Below are 18,694 nucleotides of genomic sequence, written 5' to 3'. Positions count from 1 at the left end.
AATTAGAAATGGCGAGACGTGATCAAGATAAGCTTTCAGGAAAACAAAAAGCAGCCATTCTCATGATTTCCTTGGGGTTAGATGTGTCAGCTTCTGTATATAAGCACTTAACCGATGAAGAAATTGAAAGGCTTACCCTGGAAATATCAGGTGTTCGAAGTGTCGATCACCAAAAAAAAGATGAAATTATAGAAGAATTTCATAATATAGCCATTGCGCAAGATTATATTTCTCAAGGCGGACTGAGCTATGCAAGACAAGTACTTGAAAAGGCGCTTGGAGAGAATAAGGCGGAAAACATTCTAAACAGGCTGACTTCTTCTTTACAGGTTAAACCATTTGATTTTGCCAGAAAAGCGGAGCCTGAACAAATTTTGAATTTTATACAGCAAGAGCATCCGCAGACGATGGCTTTAATCTTATCCTATTTAGATCCTGTGCAAGCCGGGCAAATTTTGTCCGAGCTGAACCCTGAGGTGCAGGCCGAGGTCGCAAGAAGAATCGCGGTCATGGACAGAACGGCGCCTGAAATTATTAATGAGGTAGAGCGGATCCTAGAACAAAAATTATCTTCTGCATTTACTCAGGACTATACACAAACAGGCGGAATTGAAGCTGTTGTGGAAGTGTTGAACGGGGTAGACAGAGGAACAGAGAAGACGATCTTGGATTCATTGGAAATTCAGGATCCCGATCTTGCTGAGGAAATTAAAAAGCGGATGTTTGTTTTCGAAGATATTGTTACGCTTGATAACCGCGCGATTCAGAGAGTCATTCGCGATGTTGAGAATGACGATCTGCTCCTTTCATTAAAAGTTGCCAGCGAGGAAGTCAAAGAAATTGTATTCAACAATATGTCACAGCGTATGGTTGAAACCTTCAAAGAAGAAATGGAATTCATGGGCCCTGTACGCTTGAAAGATGTAGAAGAGGCTCAATCAAGAATTGTAAGCATCGTCAGAAAGCTTGAAGAAGCCGGTGAAATTGTGATAGCAAGAGGCGGAGGGGACGATATTATTGTCTAATATCATTAAACAAGAAACATCTTTTTCTCCACAAAAGGAAAGAAGAAAACTTTCTATACAAGAGGTGCGTATTGATCATTCACACCTTTTACAGGCTGAAGAGAATCCGGAAGCGCTTATGGCACGAGTGAAAGAAGAAGCTGATCGGATTTCTGAGCAGGCAAACAGTCATATAGAAAGTATTCGCCGTCAAATTGAGCAGGAAAAAAATGATTGGGCGGCTGAAAAACAGAAGCTGATCGAGGAGGCAAAAGCCGCGGGCTTTGAACAAGGTGTGGCATTAGGCAAAGCTGAGGCGCTTCAACAATATGCCGAGCTTATCGAGCAGGCGAACAGCATAACTGAAATGTCCAGAAAAGCTGTTGAGGATAAGCTTGAAGACGCTAATGAAGAAATCGTTGAGCTCGCCGTCGCACTAGCTAAAAAAGTATGGAAGCAAAAATCTGATGATAAAGAGGCTTTTCGCCTGCTTGTACAACAGGTTGTAAACGAAGTTAAGGAATATGACGATATATCAATATATGTGGATCCTTATTACTATGAGACAATCTTTCAGCAAAAAGATGAAATTCAGCAGCTTCTTTATAAAGAATGCCGGCTTGGCATATATGCTGATGAACAGGCGCAAAAAGGTTCATGTTACATCGAAACGCCTTTTGGCAGGGTAGATGCGAGTGTTGACACACAATTGATGCAATTGAAAGATAAACTGCTGACAGCGCTGGAAGCAGGTGCAGCTGAATGAAGACACAGAGTCTGATAGATTGTATAGAAATAACGGACTCGTATAAACGGTACGGAAAAGTCAAACGGGTGATCGGCCTGATGATTGAATCAAAAGGGCCTGCAAGCTCAATTGGCGATGTGTGCTTAATTTATGCAAAAGGGCAATCCGGGAAAGTCATTAAAGCTGAGGTTGTCGGCTTCCAGGAAGAAAATATTTTGCTTATGCCTTATTTAGAGGCTGCAAGCATTGCGCCTGGCAGCATTGTAGAAGCTACTGGTGAGTCTCTGCGGGTTAAAGTCGGGGCTGGACTGATCGGACAAGTCATTGATGCTTTTGGAAAGCCGCTGGACGGAAAACTTTTGCCGAAAGGGCTTTCGCCTGTATCAACGGAGCAATCACCGCCCAACCCGATGAAACGGCCGCCTATCCGTGAAAAGATGGGTGTCGGAGTCAGATCAATTGACAGCTTACTGACAGTCGGAAAAGGCCAGCGGATTGGCATCTTTGCAGGAAGCGGTGTTGGAAAAAGCACATTAATGGGGATGATCGCCAAGCAGACAGAGGCTGACTTAAATGTCATTGCACTTGTCGGTGAACGCGGACGAGAGGTTCGGGAGTTTATTGAAAAAGATCTTGGAGAAGAGGGGCTCAAACGATCAATTGTGGTCGTTGCCACCTCAGATCAGCCAGCTTTAATGAGATTGAAAGCGGCTTACACAGCGACGGCAATTGCCGAGTATTTCCGAGATAAAGGCCAAAATGTCATGTTTATGATGGATTCTGTTACAAGGGTGGCAATGGCGCAGCGTGAGATTGGACTGGCTGCAGGAGAGCCTCCGACCACAAAAGGCTATACACCTTCTGTGTTCGCTATTTTACCTCGTTTATTAGAACGAACCGGTGCAAATGAGCATGGTACCATTACGGCGTTTTATACAGTATTGGTAGACGGGGATGACATGAATGAGCCGATTGCTGACACTGTTCGCGGAATTTTAGACGGACATATCGTGTTGGACAGGGCGCTCGCCAATAAAGGGCAGTTTCCTGCAGTTAATGTATTAAAAAGCATCAGCAGAGTGATGTCGAACATATCGACAAGACAACACTTGGATGCAGCAAATAAATTCCGTGAACTTTTATCAACATATCAAAATTCGGAAGATCTCATTAATATTGGGGCTTACAAAAGAGGGTCCTCAAGAGAAATTGATGAAGCGATACAATTTTATCCGCAGCTTATTCAATTTTTAAAACAGGGAACAGACGAATCAGCATTATTGGAAGAAAGCATTGCTGCATTAACTAGTTTGACAGGAAATGAGGAATAAACGTGGCTTATCAGTTTAGATTTCAAAAGCTGCTGGAACTAAAAGAAAATGAGAAAGATCAATCCTTATCCGAGTATCAGCAATCAGTTTCTGAATTTGAAAATGTTGCAGAAAAGTTATATGAGAATATGAGCAAAAAGGAATTGCTTGAACAAAATAAGGAAAAGAAATTGAAAAGCGGCATGAGCGTACAAGAAATGAGGCATTACCAGCAATTTGTCTCAAATCTTGAGAATACGATTTATCACTATCAAAAACTTGTCGTCATGAAAAGAAATCAAATGAATCAAAAGCAAGAAATTTTGACTGAGAAAAATATTGAAGTAAAGAAGTTTGAAAAAATGCGTGAAAAACAGTTTAAAATGTTTGCTCTTGAAGACAAAGCTGCAGAGATGAAAGAGATGGACGATATTTCGATTAAGCAGTTTATGATTCAAGGCTATTAGGAGCGAATGTAATGTCCGGCAAAAAGAAAGAATCAGGTAAGTTCCGTTCGGTTTTGCTTATCATTATCCTTCCGCTGATGTTTCTTTTAATCGCAGGGGGGATTGTTCTTTGGGCTGCTGGTGTTAATGTCTTAAAGCCGATACAGGAAGCTGCGGCAAAAACGCCGGTTCTTAAAGAGTTGGTTCCTGAACCCGGAAATAAAAAAGACACAGCATCAAGTAAGGATAGCGGTAATACAGCTGCTCTGGAAAAGACCATTAAGGATCAAAAAAGTGAAATCAGTATATTGAATAAAGATTTGGAAACGAGTAAATCTGAAATTGATGGACTCAATCAAAAGATCCGGTCACTTGAAAAGACGGCGGAGGATCAAAAAAAGCCACCAGAAGATAGTACGGCCAAAACATCAGGCTCAAATTCTTCTTCTAAAAGTGACAAAGTAATCAGTGTATATAAAAGCATGGACAGTGGAAAGGCTGCTAAAATTATTACCCAATTAAAGGAGCAAGAAGCGCTGAAAATATTGAATGGCCTAAGCAAAAAGCAGCTTGCCGATATATTGGCGAAAATGACTCCAGAGCAAGCAGCAACCTATACAGAAAAAATTGCTGCCAGCCAAGAATAGGGGGAATTGAAGGTGAAGCTGCTTGAATTGGCGGGACCTTTGCTGCAAACCACAGCAGGTACTGCGGCTAAAACCACAAAAGGCAGCCAAGGAGTTTTTCAAAATTGGCTTTTGTCTGAGGCTGGATTGAAGGAACTGTCAGAACAAGGAAAAGGAACTTCTGATTCCGGAAATCAGCCTGTAGCAGATGCGCTTAAAAAGATCAGTGATTGGCTAATTGCAAGTCCTGCAGATCAAGACAAACAAAAAGCGGAGCTTCTGTTAACATTAAGCAAACTAACTGGAAAGCAGTTGGATGAAACTGCTCAGCAAATGCTGCAGAATCTGCTGCAAGCAATTAAAGCAAAAATGTCCGGCGGGACGGATCAATTACTCGCAGAAACAGAGAAAATCATTTCAAAAAGTAAGACGGCTCTGGCTGCTAATGATTCTGCTGCTGACATGAAAGAAAAACTGAAGTCTGATACAGAGCAATCAAATCAGGAGAATGAAGTACCTGACGATGATAAAGAACTTGTCCTTATTCAGATGTTCATCAGTCAGCTTCTAGAAGGAAATAAGCTGACTGACCGCGGGAATGGCAATCAAGCTCATGTCATTTACCAGAATGGAGATCAATTTCTGTCTGCATTAGAAAAAAAAGGCGTATCTCAACAGCTCATTCAGGATCTTAAACAGCAACTATTTACTAAAGATGAGTCGAGTTCAAAGCTTTATTCGATGACAGCGTCAGAGTTGAAAAGTTTTCAAAGCTTAATGGAACAAATGTCTATGCTTCCTCAAAAAGGGACCAAAGAATGGAATTTAGCTGAAAGTCAGCTGAAAGCTTTCTTGTTATCGAAATCATCCGAGTCATCGCAAGACATTGGCAAGCGTGCTCTTGCACCTCTGTCACAGAGTCCATCCAGTAAAGGTGCATCTGATGCTTCTGGAAGTATTCAGCCTGTAGATAGTAAATCAGGACTGCAAATGCTGTTTTCAGGGTATCGGAGCGCTGGAGGAGTTCAAACACTTGATCTGCAGCAAATGTCATCTGACTTACCGGCTGCGGAAACAAAAACGGTGGCTGATCAGGTGATCAATGGGTGGAAGCAGATGAAATATACGCCATTTGGCAGATCGACGGGAAGTTTCACCATTCGGCTGAACCCTGAACACTTAGGGTTTGTCACAATCAAGCTGACAAATGAAAATGGGATGTTTCAGAGTAAAATCATTGCATCGAGCCAATCAGCAAAGGAACTGCTTGAACAGCATCTTCCTCAGCTGAAGCAATCATTGCCGAATATGGCCGTCCAAATTGATCGTTTTACGCTCCCGGTCCAAAGCGGGGATCAGCCGATATACGGACAGCTTGCTGATGAACAGAAACAGCAGCATGAGGGGCAAAGACAACAAAGACAGAAAAAGCAATCAAATGATTTTGATGATCTGCTTGAAGAAGTGTCGATGGTTGAAATGGAGGAAGAAGAATGACTTCTATCAGTTCAGAATATAAGCTGCCTGAAAAAACCAACACGGTGAAGACTAACAATAGCAGCTTGGGGAAAGATGAATTCTTAAAAATATTAATGACTCAAGTCAAAAGCCAAGATCCGCTCAACCCGGTTGATGACAAAGAATTTATCAGTCAGATGGCGACTTTTTCAAGCTTGGAACAAATGATGAATTTAAATACCACAATGACTCAGTACGTCGAAAATCAAGATCCGTTTACGACGCACCTTGATTGGATGGGCAAAGAAGTTTCTTGGACTGCTGACGGAGGAGCAACAGAAAAAACAGGCACAGTAAGCTCAGTAAAACAGTCAAAGGGAAACTATTATCTCGTGCTGAAGGATGGTACTGAAATCAGTCCGTCCAATGTGTTGTCTGTATCACAGTCTTCTAAATAAAAATCTGGGGGAATACATTAATGTTACGTTCACTTTATTCTGGAATCAGCGGTATGAAAAACTTTCAAACAAAGCTTGACGTTATCGGCAACAACATTGCCAACGTGAATACAGTAGGATTCAAAAAGAGCCGTGTTACTTTTAAAGATATGGTAAGCCAAACGATTGCCGGCGGCTCTGCTGCTGGTGCCACTATCGGCGGTACGAACTCTAAGCAGATCGGTTTAGGTTCATCATCCGGCACAATTGATACAATTCATTCAACAAGCGCACCACAAAGCACAGGAAGAACACTTGATTTAGCAATTGATGGCGACGGTTATTTCCGCATAGATACAGGCGCCGGAACAGCTTATACAAGAGCTGGAAACTTCTACTTAGATAACACCGGAACTTTGGTTACGGGTGATGGCTACCATGTATTAAATATGAATGGCGGAACAATTAAAATTCCTACTGATGCACAAAGCTTCACTATTGGTTCTGATGGTAAGGTATCGATCGTTGATGCAGGTGGCCAACCACAAAACGGCGGACAAATCGGGATCGTTACATTTGCAAACAATGATGGTTTGGATAAAATCGGCAGTAACTTATATCGTCAGTCATTAAACTCTGGAGCCGCAAGTGCAGCTAACCAGCCTGGTGATGGCGGTACAGGTTCCCTTAAAGTAGGGTTTCTCGAAATGTCTAACGTTGATTTAACTGATGAATTTACTGAAATGATCGTTGCCCAGCGGGGATTCCAATCAAACTCGAAGATTATTACAACATCTGATGAAATCCTTCAAGAACTGGTTAACCTTAAACGTTAAGGAGGGAGGGGAGGCGAGTAATCGCTTCTCCGCTGTTTTATGATTAAAGTAACCCGTTTGAATGGGCAGCCCTTTACACTGAATGCGCTATTTATTGAACAGATTGAATGCTTTCCGGATACTACAATTACACTGTCAAACGGTAAGAAGTTTGTAGTAAAAGAAGATGAAGAAGCTGTTCTGGAAAAGGTCGCATCCTTTTACCGAAAAATACAAATATTTGCAATGGATCAAGGAATAGAGGAACCGGAATGAAGAAAAAATTAATGATTATTTTGCTAATTATTCTTATCGTAATTGGTGGTCTCGGCGCGGCGGCTTATTTCGTTTTTGGCGGAAAGTCTGAAAAAAGTGAAGCGGACAAAAGTATCGATGAAATCGTTGCATCTTCTGTTGATATAGAAGAGATCACAACAAATTTAAAGTCTGATAACATTATTCGGCTTGCTATTAAACTCGAAACTGACTCTGATAAATCAAAAGAAGAACTTCAAAAACGCGATTTTCAAGTCAAGGACGCTGTAATATCACTGCTGGCTGATACGAATGCTAATGAGATTGAGGGAGACAAGGGAAAAGAAACCTTTAAGAAGGAACTAAAAGGTAAAATAAATAGCTACCTCCAAGAAGGAAAAGTAGAAAAAGTGTATATTACCTCCTTTAATCTGCAATAAACAACAATTTGACAGAATACGGAGGTGAGGAAAATGTCAGGAGAAGTTCTCTCCCAAAATGAAATAGATGCACTGCTTTCTGCAATATCAACTGGTGAAATGGACGCTGAAGAGCTGAAAAAAGAAGAAAAAGAGAAGAAAGTGAAGGTTTATGATTTCAAACGTGCACTGCGTTTTTCTAAGGATCAGATCCGCAGTTTAACGAGAATTCATGACAACTTTGCAAGACTTCTAACGACACACTTTTCTGCTCAGCTCAGAACCTATATTCACATATCTGTCAGTTCTGTTGACCAGGTCCCGTATGAGGAATTTATCAGATCCATTCCGAATATGACGATTTTAAATCTGTTTGACGTCCACCCGATGGAAGGCAGAATTATGATGGAGGTTAACCCGACGATTGCTTATGCGATGATGGATCGGGTAATGGGCGGGATTGGAATCAGTCATAATAAGGTTGATAGTTTAACAGAAATTGAAACAAAAATCATTTCTAATTTATTTGAAAATGCACTGGGAAATTATAAAGAAGCTTGGCAGTCAATTGCTGATATTGAACCGGAAATGACTGAGTTTGAAGTGAATCCGCAATTCGTTCAGATGGTATCTCCTAATGAGACAGTCGTGGTCATCTCACTCAATACTCAAATCGGTGAAATCAGCGGTGTCATTAATCTCTGTATCCCGCATATCGTCCTCGAGCCGCTCATACCGAAGCTTTCAGTCCACTATTGGATGCAATCAGATAGAAATGAGCCTAAGCCTGAGGAAACAAAGTCGCTTGAAAAACGTATCATGACAGCACAAATACCTGTCGTGGCCGAGCTCGGCACATCTGAACTGACAATAGAAGAGTTTTTAATTTTAGAAGTCGGAGACTGCATAACTTTAGACAAATCAGTCACAGATCCTCTTACTGTATTGGTCGGAGATAAGCCGAAATTTTTAGGACAAGCCGGCCGGGTGAATCGAAAACAGGCAGTGCAAATTTTAGATCACGACATAAGAGGTGAACAAGATGGAGAATAATAGATTATCTCAAGATGAGATTGACGCGCTTCTTAACGGCACAGGCAGCACGCCGGATGAGCCAGAGGTTCCGGAAACACATGACTTGTCGGAAATGGAGCGTGATGCAATCGGTGAAATTGGAAATATTTCATTTGGCAGTTCTGCGACAGCACTTTCAACGCTTTTAAATCAAAAGGTTGATATTACGACTCCGAGTGTAACTGTCATTCCTAAAAGTAAAATCAGCGATGCGTTTCCTGAACCGTATGTAGCGATTGAAGTGAATTATACAGAGGGCTTCAGCGGTAGCAACCTGCTGGTCGTGGAGCAAAATGACGCGGCGATCATTGCTGACTTAATGATCGGTGGAGACGGAAAAGGTGCGGACCCTTCACTGGGTGAAATCCATTTAAGTGCGGTTCAAGAAGCAATGAACCAAATGATGGGATCAGCCGCTACATCAATGTCTACTGTATTCAGTAAAAAAATTGATATTTCACCGCCTCGGGTTGAGTTGCTCGATGTTACTGAAGAAAAGGGAACAGACCGTATTCCTGATGATGAAATGCTGGTGAAAGTTTCTTTCAACTTAAAGGTGGGAGAATTAATAGACTCCAGCATTATGCAGCTTTACCCGCTGACATTTGCGAAAGATTTAATTTCAAGTCTTATGAACACAGAAAGTGCGGAGGAAGAAACAACGGCGCAGCCTGATGTTGCATATGAGCAGCCGAAAGAGCCTGTCATGCCAGAGCCGCGTAATGAACCGCAGCAACAGCAGCCGCCAAAAAGGCAGGGAACACCGAAAAAAGCAGCGCCGGTTCAGGTTTCTCCGGTGGAATTTTCCGCGTTTGATCCAAACGAGGCTTCGCAAGCCCCTATAAACAACCTGGATATGCTTTTGGATATCCCGCTTTCGATTACTGTTGAGCTTGGCAGAACGAAGAGAAGCGTAAAAGAGATTTTGGAGCTTTCTGCCGGAAGTATTATTGAACTTGATAAATTAGCCGGTGAACCTGTAGATATTTTAGTTAATCAGCGTATTGTTGCCAAAGGCGAGGTCGTTGTCATTGAAGAAAACTTTGGGGTAAGAGTCACTGACATTTTAAGCCAGGCAGAGCGCATTAATAATTTAAAATAACGAAACACAAGGAGAGAGATTGATTATGGCACACAGAATTTTAATTGTAGATGACGCAGCATTTATGCGAATGATGATTAAAGATATTTTGGTGAAAAACGGATTTGAAGTAGTAGCAGAAGCAGAAAATGGAGCACAAGCAGTAGAAAAGTATAAAGAGCATTCTCCTGATCTTGTTACTATGGATATCACAATGCCAGAGATGGATGGGATTTCAGCATTAAAAGAAATTAAACAAATTGATGCACAAGCAAGAATCATTATGTGTTCTGCTATGGGTCAGCAATCAATGGTTATTGATGCCATTCAGGCCGGCGCTAAGGATTTTATCGTAAAACCATTCCAGGCTGACCGTGTGCTTGAAGCAATCAACAAAACATTAAGTTAAAGGGTGTACGACTGTTGAAAAAGAGTCAATATTTCATCGCTTTTATATGTTTTTTCGTTTTATTCAGTGTACATCCGATTGCTGCAGCCGCGGCAGGCTCTGATAATTCAACTGTAAACGAATGGTTTCAAAAGAAAGATGAAAAAACTGCAGATAAGTCAGAGCAAAAGATAGAAAAAACAACACAAACTGCTGATGAGACGGAGGGAGCGGCTGCTCCTTCTGTCTCAGCTTTTGATTTTGTGAAGATGATTTTCGCTTTACTGTTTGTTGTCGTGCTGATTTACGGGCTGGTTAAGCTCATGAACAAAAGAAATCGCCTTCTAAAACCTTTCCAATATGTTGAAAATATTGGCGGCACATCGGTTGGTCAAAACAGATCCATTCAATTGGTCAAAGTTGGAAAAAGTGTGCTCGTCGTCGGTGTAGGAGAGACGATTCAGCTGCTGAAAGAAATTGAAGATGAAAAAGAGATTGAAGCTATTCTCAGCCAGCATGAAGAGGCAATGTCAAGCAAGATAGAGTGGAAAAAGTTTGTAAAGCCGCTGAAGGGCTCTGAACATCAGCCGCAGCAAAAACTGCCTTCATTTTCAAAAGCATTAAAAGAGCAGCTTGAGGAGTTAAAACAAAACCGTTCTGAAGGAAAGAAGAAAGGCCCACGTCATCATGAATGAGTTTATAAATATTTTCAATTCGAGCGATCCGCAAAACGTTAGTTCAACTGTTAAATTACTGTTATTGTTAACTGTATTTTCAGTGGCGCCTGGAATTTTGATTCTTATGACTTGTTTTACTCGCATCGTCATTGTTCTGTCATTTGTCCGGACTTCCCTGGGGACACAATCTATGCCGCCAAACCAGGTTCTCATCGGGCTTGCGCTGTTTTTAACGTTTTTTATTATGGCTCCTACTTTTTCAGAGATTAATAAAGAAGCGCTGACCCCATTGATGGACAACAAAATCAGCTTGGACGAAGCGTATACAAAAGCTGAGGAACCGATCAAAGAATTTATGAGTAAACACACAAGGCAGAAGGACCTGGCGCTGTTTATGAATTACGCAAAAATGGATAAACCTGAATCATTAAAGGATATTCCGCTAACAACAATGGTTCCGGCTTTTGCGATATCAGAGCTTAAAACAGCGTTTCAAATCGGTTTTATGATTTTTATCCCATTTTTAATTATAGATATGGTAGTGGCGAGCGTTTTAATGTCAATGGGAATGATGATGCTCCCTCCAGTTATGATTTCTCTGCCCTTTAAAATATTACTTTTTGTTTTAGTAGACGGCTGGTATTTAATTGTAAAATCTTTGCTTCAGAGCTTTTAGGGTAGGTGCTAAACGTGAGTTCAGAATTTGTAATTTCTATGGCGGAAAAGGCCGTATACGTAACGCTGATGATCAGTGCGCCATTGCTGGCTATCGCTTTACTGGTCGGTTTAATCGTCAGCATATTTCAGGCAACAACTCAAATCCAGGAACAGACTTTGGCGTTTATTCCGAAAATCGTGGCGGTTCTTCTGGCCCTGATTTTTTTTGGTCCATGGATGCTGTCGACCATTCTTTCATTTACAACAGAGCTGTTCTCTAATTTAAATCGTTTTGCAGGGTAATGTAGAGATGAATTCGATTATTGATTTATTTCCTGCCTTCTTATTGGTTTTTATTAGAATCTCTGCTTTTTTTGTAACGATACCGCTGTTCGGACACCGAAATGTCCCGGCTGTTCATCGTATTGGATTTGCTTTTTTTCTCGCAGTCATTTGTTTCAGCACCATTGATAAACCGCCCTCTTTGGAGATAGATGAGCAATATATGCTCTTGGCGTTTAAGGAAGCTTTGGTTGGTCTCTGTCTAGGTTTAATCGCTTATATGATGATTGCCGCAGTTCAGATTGCCGGCTCGTTTATTGATTTTCAAATGGGATTTTCAATTGCGAACGTAATTGACCCGCAAACCGGTGCACAAAGTCCGTTGATCGGCCAGTTTATCTATACGATGGCACTATTGTTTATGCTTAGTGTCAATGCCCACCATTTGCTTCTGGACGGTATTTACTATAGCTTTCAGTATATTTCAGTTGATCAGGCATTTCCGAATTTCGGCGATGAAAAGTTTGCTTATTTTATCGCGAAAAGCTTTAATGCGATGTTTATTATCGCTTTTCAAATGTCAGCGCCGGTTGTGGCCAGTTTGTTTCTAGTTGATTTAGCATTAGGTATTGTGGCTCGGACTGTTCCGCAACTAAATGTATTTGTGGTCGGTCTGCCTTTAAAGATCGCTGTCAGTTTTATCATGCTCATTGTGTGTATGTCCGTTATTTTCGTTGTTGTGCGGAATGTTTTCGGTTTGACGATTGAAACGATGCGGAATCTTTTAGCATTGGTCGGTGTTTCTTAATGAAGCTTAGAATTGACCTGCAGTTTTTTGCGGGAGAAAAGACAGAAAAAGCCACTCCGAAAAAACGGAAGGATACGCGAAAAAAAGGGCAGGTAGCCAAAAGTTCGGATGTTAATACCGCCATTTCTTTATTAGTCGTATTCCTTTCGTTTATTGCGATTGGTCCGTATATGAGAGACAAGCTGCTTTCATTTATAGAAATGTTTTATACCGATTCGCTCACAATGAAGCTTTCAGAATCAAATGTGCACACGCTGTTTATCAGCTTATTAGAGGATATGGGCATGATACTTGCACCGATCTTGCTTGTCGCTCTTGTTGCAGGGGTCGTAAGCAACTATATGCAGGTTGGGTTCTTGTTTTCTGCTGAAGTGATACAGCCTAAGCTTGAAAAGCTGGACCCGATCAAAGGTTTTAAACGAATATACAGCATGAGGGCGATTGTAGAGCTGATTAAATCTATATTGAAAATCACAGTTGTCGGTTTTGCGGCTTTCGCTGTGCTTTGGCTGCATTATGGAGAAATTCTCCGGCTCCCGCTCCTGACACCCGGAGAGGTACTTTCTTTTGTATCAAAACTCACCTTATGGATGGGGCTGAGCGGTGCAGGAGCTTTGTTGATACTTGCTGGTCTCGACTATTTATATCAAAGGTTTGACTATGAGAAAAATATCAAAATGTCAAAGCAGGATATAAAAGATGAGTACAAAAAATCTGAAGGAGACCCGATTATCAGGTCAAAAATTAAACAAAGACAGCGGGAAATGGCGATGAGGCGGATGATGCAGGAAGTCCCAAAAGCAGATGTGATTATCACTAACCCGACCCATTATGCGATTGCTCTGAAATATGACGAAGAAAAAATGGACGCTCCTTATATTGTTGCAAAAGGTGTTGACCATTTAGCGTTAAAAATCAGGAAAATCGCTAAAGAGCATGATGTCATGATGGTAGAAAACAGACCGCTTGCCCGTGCGTTATATGATCAGGTAGAAATTGACCAGGCAGTGCCGGAAGAGTTTTTTAAAGTCTTGGCAGAAATTCTGGCTTACGTATATAAAACCAAACAAAAAGTATATTGAATTTTTCGATTTAAAAGGAGAGAAAAAACAGCATGTCAACAAGAGATTTATCCGTTTTAATAAGTGTGGTCCTCATTGTGGCGATGCTGGTGATTCCATTTCCTCCATGGCTGTTAAGTATTTTAATCATTATTAATATTTCTCTTGCGTTGATCGTGCTTCTTACCACAATGAATATGCAAGAAGCGCTTCAGTTTTCGATATTTCCGTCACTGTTGCTGCTTTTAACCCTATTTCGTTTGGGCTTGAACGTCTCAACTACCCGTTCAATTCTTTCACATGGTGAGGGAGGAAAAGTCGTCGAGACTTTCGGAAATTTCGTTGTCGGCGGAAATGTACTAGTTGGACTCGTTGTTTTCATCATCCTGATTATTATTCAGTTTATCGTCATTACGAAAGGTGCTGAACGTGTTTCCGAGGTGGCAGCAAGGTTTACGCTCGATGCAATGCCAGGGAAGCAGATGAGTATTGATGCTGATTTAAACGCAGGGATGATTACCGAACAGGAAGCGAAGCACCGCCGCGAAAAAGTGGCAAGAGAAGCAGACTTTTATGGAGCAATGGACGGTGCCAGTAAATTTGTTAAAGGCGACGCGATTGCCGGAATCATCATTGTGATGATCAATATTATCTTTGGTATCGTGATCGGAATGCTTCAGCAGGGCATGTCCATTCAAGAAGCCGCTTCACACTTTACGATGCTGACTGTAGGGGATGGAATCGTTTCGCAAATTCCAGCGCTGCTCATTTCTACAGCTACAGGTATTGTCGTAACAAGAGCTGCTTCTGAAGGAAACTTAGGTCATGATATTACAGGTCAGCTGTTTGCTTATCCAAAGCTTTTATACGTCGCAGCAGCTACGATTTTGCTTCTTGGTATTTTCACTCCGATTGGCATTTTTCTGACGGGACCGCTTGCGGGACTGCTTGCTTTCGGCGGTTATACGTTATCTAAATCAGGTAAGGAAAAAGAAGAAGTGGATGAAATACTTGAGGAAGAGGCTGAGGTTGACGACCTTAAAAGCCCTGAAAGCGTTGTTCAGCTTCTGCACATAGACCCGATAGAATTTGAGTTCGGATATGGTCTGATCCCGCTTGCTGATGCCAATCAAGGCGGTGATTTATTAGACCGAATTGTGATGATTCGCCGTCAGTTGGCTCTGGAACTCGGACTTGTCATTCCTGTTGTGCGCATCAGAGACAATATAGCGCTTCAGCCTAATGAATATCGATTGAAAATTAAAGGAAATGAAGTAGCGAAAGGCGAGCTTTTGCTTGATCATTACTTAGCGATGTCGCCTACGCCTGAAGACGATCTCATAGAAGGAATTGAAACAGTTGAACCGTCATTCGGACTGCCGGCAAAATGGATTGGCGAAGCTGTAAAGGATGAAGCTGACATGCTTGGTTATACAGTTGTCGATCCTGCTTCGGTCGTTTCAACCCATATTACGGAGAAAATTAAGCAGCACGCCCACGAATTGATCGGAAGACAGGAGACGAAACAGCTGATCGATCACTTGAAAGAAACGTACCCGGTCCTTGTGGAAGAGGTTACGCCGAATCCGTTGTCTGTCGGTGAGGTTCAGAAGGTGCTGGCTAAGCTTTTAAAAGAAAAAGTGTCTATCCGAAATTTAGTCACGATTTTTGAAACGCTTGCTGACTATGGAAAATTAACAACTGATTCCGATCTTTTGACAGAGTATACGAGACAGGCGCTTGCTAAACAAATTACAGCCCAGTTTGCCAAGGAAAGTGAAGTGTTAAAGGTCGTGACTTGTTCGGGCCGTGTAGAAAAGGCAATAGCAGACGGTGTACAGCAAACGGAACACGGTAATTATTTGTCGCTTGAACCAGATGTTTCAGAAAGCATTGTGCGCTCTGTCGCTAAAGAAGCCGAACAGCTTTCATTGCGTCAGGAAACCGCAATTCTTCTATGCTCGCCGCCTGTCAGAATGTATGTGAAACAGCTTCTGGAACGATACTTCCCTGACCTTCCGGTACTTTCTTATAACGAACTTGAAGCGAATGTTGAGGTACAAAGCATTGGAGTGGTGGATATTTAATGAAAATAAAAAAATTTACTGCTGCTTCAATGCAAGAAGCGGCACTTCTCATCAGAAAAGAATTAGGTAATGAAGCAGTCATATTAAATTCGAAAAAAATTAATAAGCGAAAATGGTTTGGACTCATCAAAAAGCCTGCTGTTGAAGTAATTGCCGTATTGGATCAAGACTTTCTTGAGAAAAAAACACCCCAAAAAGCAGCTGAGCCGAAACAAACATTAAAAACTCCGGTCAGCAGTCCGAAAATAGAGGAGGGGCCGTATCTCTCTCAAATTCCGGCGCAACAAGAGCCCGGTGATTTTTCAGCTTATCAATCAGTACTTCCTGAGCCGTTGAGAAAAGCAGAAAAGCTTTTGGATGAAACGGGGATTAAAGAATCAACAAAGACGAACGCTCTAAAAAAATTGCTTCGCTTCTCTGTGGAAGCAGGAGGTCTTACAGAAGAAAACGTGGTCGGCAAACTTCAGGATATACTATGCGACACGCTGCCTTCAACAGACAAGTGGCAGGAGTCTATACATTCAAAGTATATTGTACTGTTTGGTTCAACTGGCGCTGGTAAAACAACAACGCTGGCTAAGCTCGCAGCCATATCTATGCTTGAAAAACAGAAAAAAATCGCTTTTATTACAACAGATACGTATCGTATTGCAGCTGTTGAACAGTTGAAAACATACGCCGAACTGCTGCAGGCACCCCTGGAAGTTTGCTATACAAAAGAAGAATTTCAGCAGGCGAAGGAGTTGTTTTCTGAGTATGATCATGTGTTTATTGATACAGCCGGAAGAAACTTCAAGGAACAGCAATATATTGATGAATTGAAAGAAACGATTCCTTTTGGAAGTGCCATTCAGTCATTTCTCGTTTTATCGGCAACTACAAAATATGAAGATATGAAGCATATTGTCAAACGGTTTTCATCCGTCCCTGTCAATCAGTTTATTTTTACAAAAATAGATGAAACTGCTTCCTTAGGTTCTGTATTTAATATACTGGCAGAATCAAAAATAGGCGCCGGGTTTTTTACAAACGGCCAGAATGTGCCGGAGGATATAAAGACTGTGTCTCCGCATGAATTTGTAAGGATGCTGTGCAGATGAACAGATTTGACCAAGCAGCGACTTTACGGGCGAAAATGGAAAAGCGTCAGCGTGTTCTGCCAATGGTTTATTCACAAAAAGCGAAGACACTTGCTGTCATCAGCGGCAAGGGCGGTGTCGGAAAATCCAATATTACTTTAAACATGGCCCTTGTGCTGCAGGATAAAGGTAAGAAGGTGTTGCTCATTGATCTCGATATCGGGATGGGAAACATTGATATATTGATGGGAAACACATCGTCCGCCACGATTATCGACGTATTAACCGAACATAAGCCGCTGATGCAGTCATTATCCGTTGGGCCAAAGGGTCTGCGGTATATATCAGGAGGAACCGGTCTGGATGTAATGTTTCAGCTGGATCAGAGAAAATGGGCCTTTTTTGCTAATGAACTTTCTCATGCGTTAAGCCAGTTCGATTATGTGCTGTTTGACTTGGGAGCGGGCCTATCAAAAGATCAGCTGCCTTTTATCTTATCCGCAGAAGATATTTTGATTATTACGACTCCAGAACCGACGGCCATCATGGACGCATACAGTGCTGTCAAACATTTGATTTTGACTGAAAGTAAACTTTCAATGAAGGTTGCTGTCAATCGGTGCCGTGATCAAAAGGAAGGGCTAGACGCTTTTACCCGCCTTTCCCGCACGATTCATATGTTTTTGGATGTTCAGGTTCAGTTTGCCGGTTCCGTTTCTGATGATCCGATCGTGAGCAAAGCAGTTGTCGAACAGGTTCCTTTTTTCATAAAAAGTCCTCAGGCAAAAGCCAGCCGGTCAGTCCGTCTTTTAGCGGACGCCTTATTTGAAAGAGAAGAAACGAGACACAAAGAAGACAAACAGACATTTATAGAGAAATTATCTTCTTTTTTAATGAGGAGGGCTTAATTTGATTCGTGTGCTTGTAGTGGATGATTCAGCTTTTATGAGAAAAATGATAAGTGATTTTCTGACCGAGGAAAAGCAGATAGAAGTAATCGGAACTGCGAGAAACGGAGAAGAAGCGCTTAAGAAAATTGAATTACTAAATCCGGACGTTATTACACTTGATGTTGAAATGCCAGTCATGAATGGAACGGACACACTGCGTAAAATTATTGAAATTTATAACTTGCCGGTCATCATGGTGTCAAGCCAGACCGAAAAAGGGAAAGAGTGCACAATTAATTGTTTAGAGATCGGTGCTTTTGACTTTATCACAAAGCCATCAGGCTCGATATCTCTGGATTTGTACAAAATTAAAGAACAATTAGTTGAGCGTGTCGTCGCGGCTGGACTTTCCGGCAAGCATAAACCGCCTGTTCCGCAGGCGGTCCGCCCTGAACCTATAGTGCGTGCTGTAAAGCCTGAATTAAGCAAACTGAAATCCGGCACAGGCAGACAGATTGTATGTATCGGCACATCAACAGGCGGCCCAAGAGCATTACAAAAGGTGATACCGAAGCTCCCTAAGGATTTGAATGCACCAGTGGTTGTCGTTCAGCACATGCCCGAAGGTTTTACTGCTTCTTTGGCTGAGCGGCTGAATCATTTATCTGACATTCAAGTAAAAGAAGCAAAAGATGGTGAGGAAGCTCTTAACGGCTGTGTTTACATAGCGCCGGGCGGAAAAAACATATCCGTTATCAAAAACAGCGGAGGACTCCAGATTGTTCTTGATAATGTCGATACACCAAGCCGTCATAAACCATCAGCGGATTATTTGTTCCGTTCTGTCGGTAAACTGGCAGACTATGAAAAAGTAGCGGTAATCATGACCGGAATGGGCAGTGACGGAACTGCCGGCTTAAAGGATTTGCTAACGGCAGGCAATGTGAAAACCATTGCGGAGTCTGAAGAATCTTGTGTCGTATATGGGATGCCGAAAGCAGCTGTTAAAGCGGGCCTCATTCATGAGATTAAACATGTGGAAGATATCGCAGCATCCATCACAAGCTGTGTGAAAAAAGAGAGGGTGTGATT

Annotated in this window: 22 protein-coding genes; all 22 read left to right on the top strand. The window is 41.8% G+C overall.

Features of this window, described 5'->3' with window-relative positions:
* Nucleotides 1-8 precede the first annotated feature (8 nt).
* The 22 genes from fliG to cheB are packed head-to-tail and all read left to right on the top strand — an operon-like array spanning nt 9 to nt 18,692.
* Complete coding sequence (gene fliG, locus V756_RS0118990; RefSeq protein WP_024716055.1) at nt 9-1,025, top strand: flagellar motor switch protein FliG; 1,017 nt, start codon at nt 9-11, stop codon at nt 1,023-1,025.
* Complete coding sequence (gene fliH / locus V756_RS0118985) at nt 1,018-1,770, top strand: flagellar assembly protein FliH (protein WP_024716054.1); 753 nt, start codon at nt 1,018-1,020, stop codon at nt 1,768-1,770. Before fliG ends, fliH begins: the two co-directional genes overlap by 8 nt.
* The gene (gene fliI / locus V756_RS0118980) at nt 1,767-3,083 is read left to right on the top strand and encodes a flagellar protein export ATPase FliI (protein ID WP_024716053.1); all 1,317 of its coding nucleotides are present in this window, start codon (nt 1,767-1,769) and stop codon (nt 3,081-3,083) included. Before fliH ends, fliI begins: the two co-directional genes overlap by 4 nt.
* A gap of 2 nt (nt 3,084-3,085) precedes the next feature.
* Nucleotides 3,086-3,529, top strand: a complete 444-nt coding sequence (gene fliJ, locus V756_RS0118975; protein WP_024716052.1) for a flagellar export protein FliJ — start codon at nt 3,086-3,088, stop codon at nt 3,527-3,529.
* A gap of 11 nt (nt 3,530-3,540) precedes the next feature.
* Nucleotides 3,541-4,155 carry a MotE family protein gene (locus tag V756_RS0118970; RefSeq protein ID WP_024716051.1) on the top strand — a complete coding sequence of 205 codons (615 nt, stop codon included), beginning with the start codon at nt 3,541-3,543 and terminating at the stop codon, nt 4,153-4,155.
* Between the two features lie 12 nt (nt 4,156-4,167).
* Nucleotides 4,168-5,631 (top strand): flagellar hook-length control protein FliK, encoded by a 1,464-nt coding sequence (locus V756_RS0118965; protein WP_024716050.1) that lies wholly within the window; start codon nt 4,168-4,170, stop codon nt 5,629-5,631.
* Complete coding sequence (gene flgD / locus V756_RS0118960) at nt 5,628-6,050, top strand: flagellar hook assembly protein FlgD (RefSeq protein WP_024716049.1); 423 nt, start codon at nt 5,628-5,630, stop codon at nt 6,048-6,050. Before V756_RS0118965 ends, flgD begins: the two co-directional genes overlap by 4 nt.
* Nucleotides 6,051-6,070: 20 nt before the next feature.
* Nucleotides 6,071-6,865 carry a flagellar basal body rod protein FlgG gene (gene flgG / locus V756_RS0118955; protein ID WP_024716048.1) on the top strand — a complete coding sequence of 265 codons (795 nt, stop codon included), beginning with the start codon at nt 6,071-6,073 and terminating at the stop codon, nt 6,863-6,865.
* A 39-nt stretch (nt 6,866-6,904) separates the two neighbouring features.
* Nucleotides 6,905-7,120, top strand: a complete 216-nt coding sequence (gene swrD, locus V756_RS0118950; RefSeq protein ID WP_024716047.1) for a swarming motility protein SwrD — start codon at nt 6,905-6,907, stop codon at nt 7,118-7,120.
* Nucleotides 7,117-7,539, top strand: coding sequence for a flagellar basal body-associated protein FliL (gene fliL / locus V756_RS0118945; RefSeq protein ID WP_024716046.1), 423 nt, complete (start codon nt 7,117-7,119; stop codon nt 7,537-7,539). Before swrD ends, fliL begins: the two co-directional genes overlap by 4 nt.
* Nucleotides 7,540-7,572: 33 nt before the next feature.
* Nucleotides 7,573-8,571, top strand: coding sequence for a flagellar motor switch protein FliM (fliM, locus tag V756_RS0118940; RefSeq protein WP_024716045.1), 999 nt, complete (start codon nt 7,573-7,575; stop codon nt 8,569-8,571).
* Nucleotides 8,561-9,694, top strand: coding sequence for a flagellar motor switch phosphatase FliY (fliY, locus tag V756_RS0118935; protein ID WP_024716044.1), 1,134 nt, complete (start codon nt 8,561-8,563; stop codon nt 9,692-9,694). Before fliM ends, fliY begins: the two co-directional genes overlap by 11 nt.
* A 25-nt stretch (nt 9,695-9,719) precedes the next feature.
* Nucleotides 9,720-10,082 carry a chemotaxis protein CheY gene (cheY, locus tag V756_RS0118930; RefSeq protein ID WP_003220882.1) on the top strand — a complete coding sequence of 121 codons (363 nt, stop codon included), beginning with the start codon at nt 9,720-9,722 and terminating at the stop codon, nt 10,080-10,082.
* A gap of 14 nt (nt 10,083-10,096) precedes the next feature.
* Nucleotides 10,097-10,756: a flagella biosynthesis regulatory protein FliZ gene (gene fliZ, locus V756_RS0118925; protein ID WP_024716043.1), complete on the top strand. Its 660-nt coding sequence runs from the start codon at nt 10,097-10,099 to the stop codon at nt 10,754-10,756.
* Nucleotides 10,749-11,414: a flagellar type III secretion system pore protein FliP gene (fliP, locus tag V756_RS0118920; protein ID WP_024716042.1), complete on the top strand. Its 666-nt coding sequence runs from the start codon at nt 10,749-10,751 to the stop codon at nt 11,412-11,414. Before fliZ ends, fliP begins: the two co-directional genes overlap by 8 nt.
* A gap of 14 nt (nt 11,415-11,428) precedes the next feature.
* Complete coding sequence (gene fliQ / locus V756_RS0118915) at nt 11,429-11,698, top strand: flagellar biosynthesis protein FliQ (RefSeq protein WP_014113798.1); 270 nt, start codon at nt 11,429-11,431, stop codon at nt 11,696-11,698.
* Between the two features lie 7 nt (nt 11,699-11,705).
* Nucleotides 11,706-12,485, top strand: coding sequence for a flagellar biosynthetic protein FliR (gene fliR / locus V756_RS0118910; protein ID WP_024716041.1), 780 nt, complete (start codon nt 11,706-11,708; stop codon nt 12,483-12,485).
* Complete coding sequence (gene flhB / locus V756_RS0118905; RefSeq protein WP_024716040.1) at nt 12,485-13,567, top strand: flagellar biosynthesis protein FlhB; 1,083 nt, start codon at nt 12,485-12,487, stop codon at nt 13,565-13,567. Before fliR ends, flhB begins: the two co-directional genes overlap by 1 nt.
* 32 nt (nt 13,568-13,599) lie before the next feature.
* Nucleotides 13,600-15,633 carry a flagellar biosynthesis protein FlhA gene (flhA, locus tag V756_RS0118900; protein WP_024716039.1) on the top strand — a complete coding sequence of 678 codons (2,034 nt, stop codon included), beginning with the start codon at nt 13,600-13,602 and terminating at the stop codon, nt 15,631-15,633.
* Nucleotides 15,633-16,733, top strand: coding sequence for a flagellar biosynthesis GTPase FlhF (flhF, locus tag V756_RS0118895; protein ID WP_024716038.1), 1,101 nt, complete (start codon nt 15,633-15,635; stop codon nt 16,731-16,733). Before flhA ends, flhF begins: the two co-directional genes overlap by 1 nt.
* A complete protein-coding gene (flhG, locus tag V756_RS0118890) occupies nt 16,724-17,620 on the top strand; it encodes a flagellum location/number ATPase FlhG (RefSeq protein WP_081719926.1) in 897 nt (298 codons plus the stop codon). Before flhF ends, flhG begins: the two co-directional genes overlap by 10 nt.
* A gap of 1 nt (nt 17,621) precedes the next feature.
* Nucleotides 17,622-18,692 carry a protein-glutamate O-methylesterase CheB gene (gene cheB / locus V756_RS0118885; RefSeq protein ID WP_024716036.1) on the top strand — a complete coding sequence of 357 codons (1,071 nt, stop codon included), beginning with the start codon at nt 17,622-17,624 and terminating at the stop codon, nt 18,690-18,692.
* Nucleotides 18,693-18,694 lie beyond the last annotated feature (2 nt).

The organism is Bacillus tequilensis KCTC 13622 (genome assembly GCF_000507145.1).
Lineage (GTDB): Bacteria > Bacillota > Bacilli > Bacillales > Bacillaceae > Bacillus > Bacillus tequilensis.
This window is presented reverse-complemented; position numbering and strand designations above follow the sequence as displayed.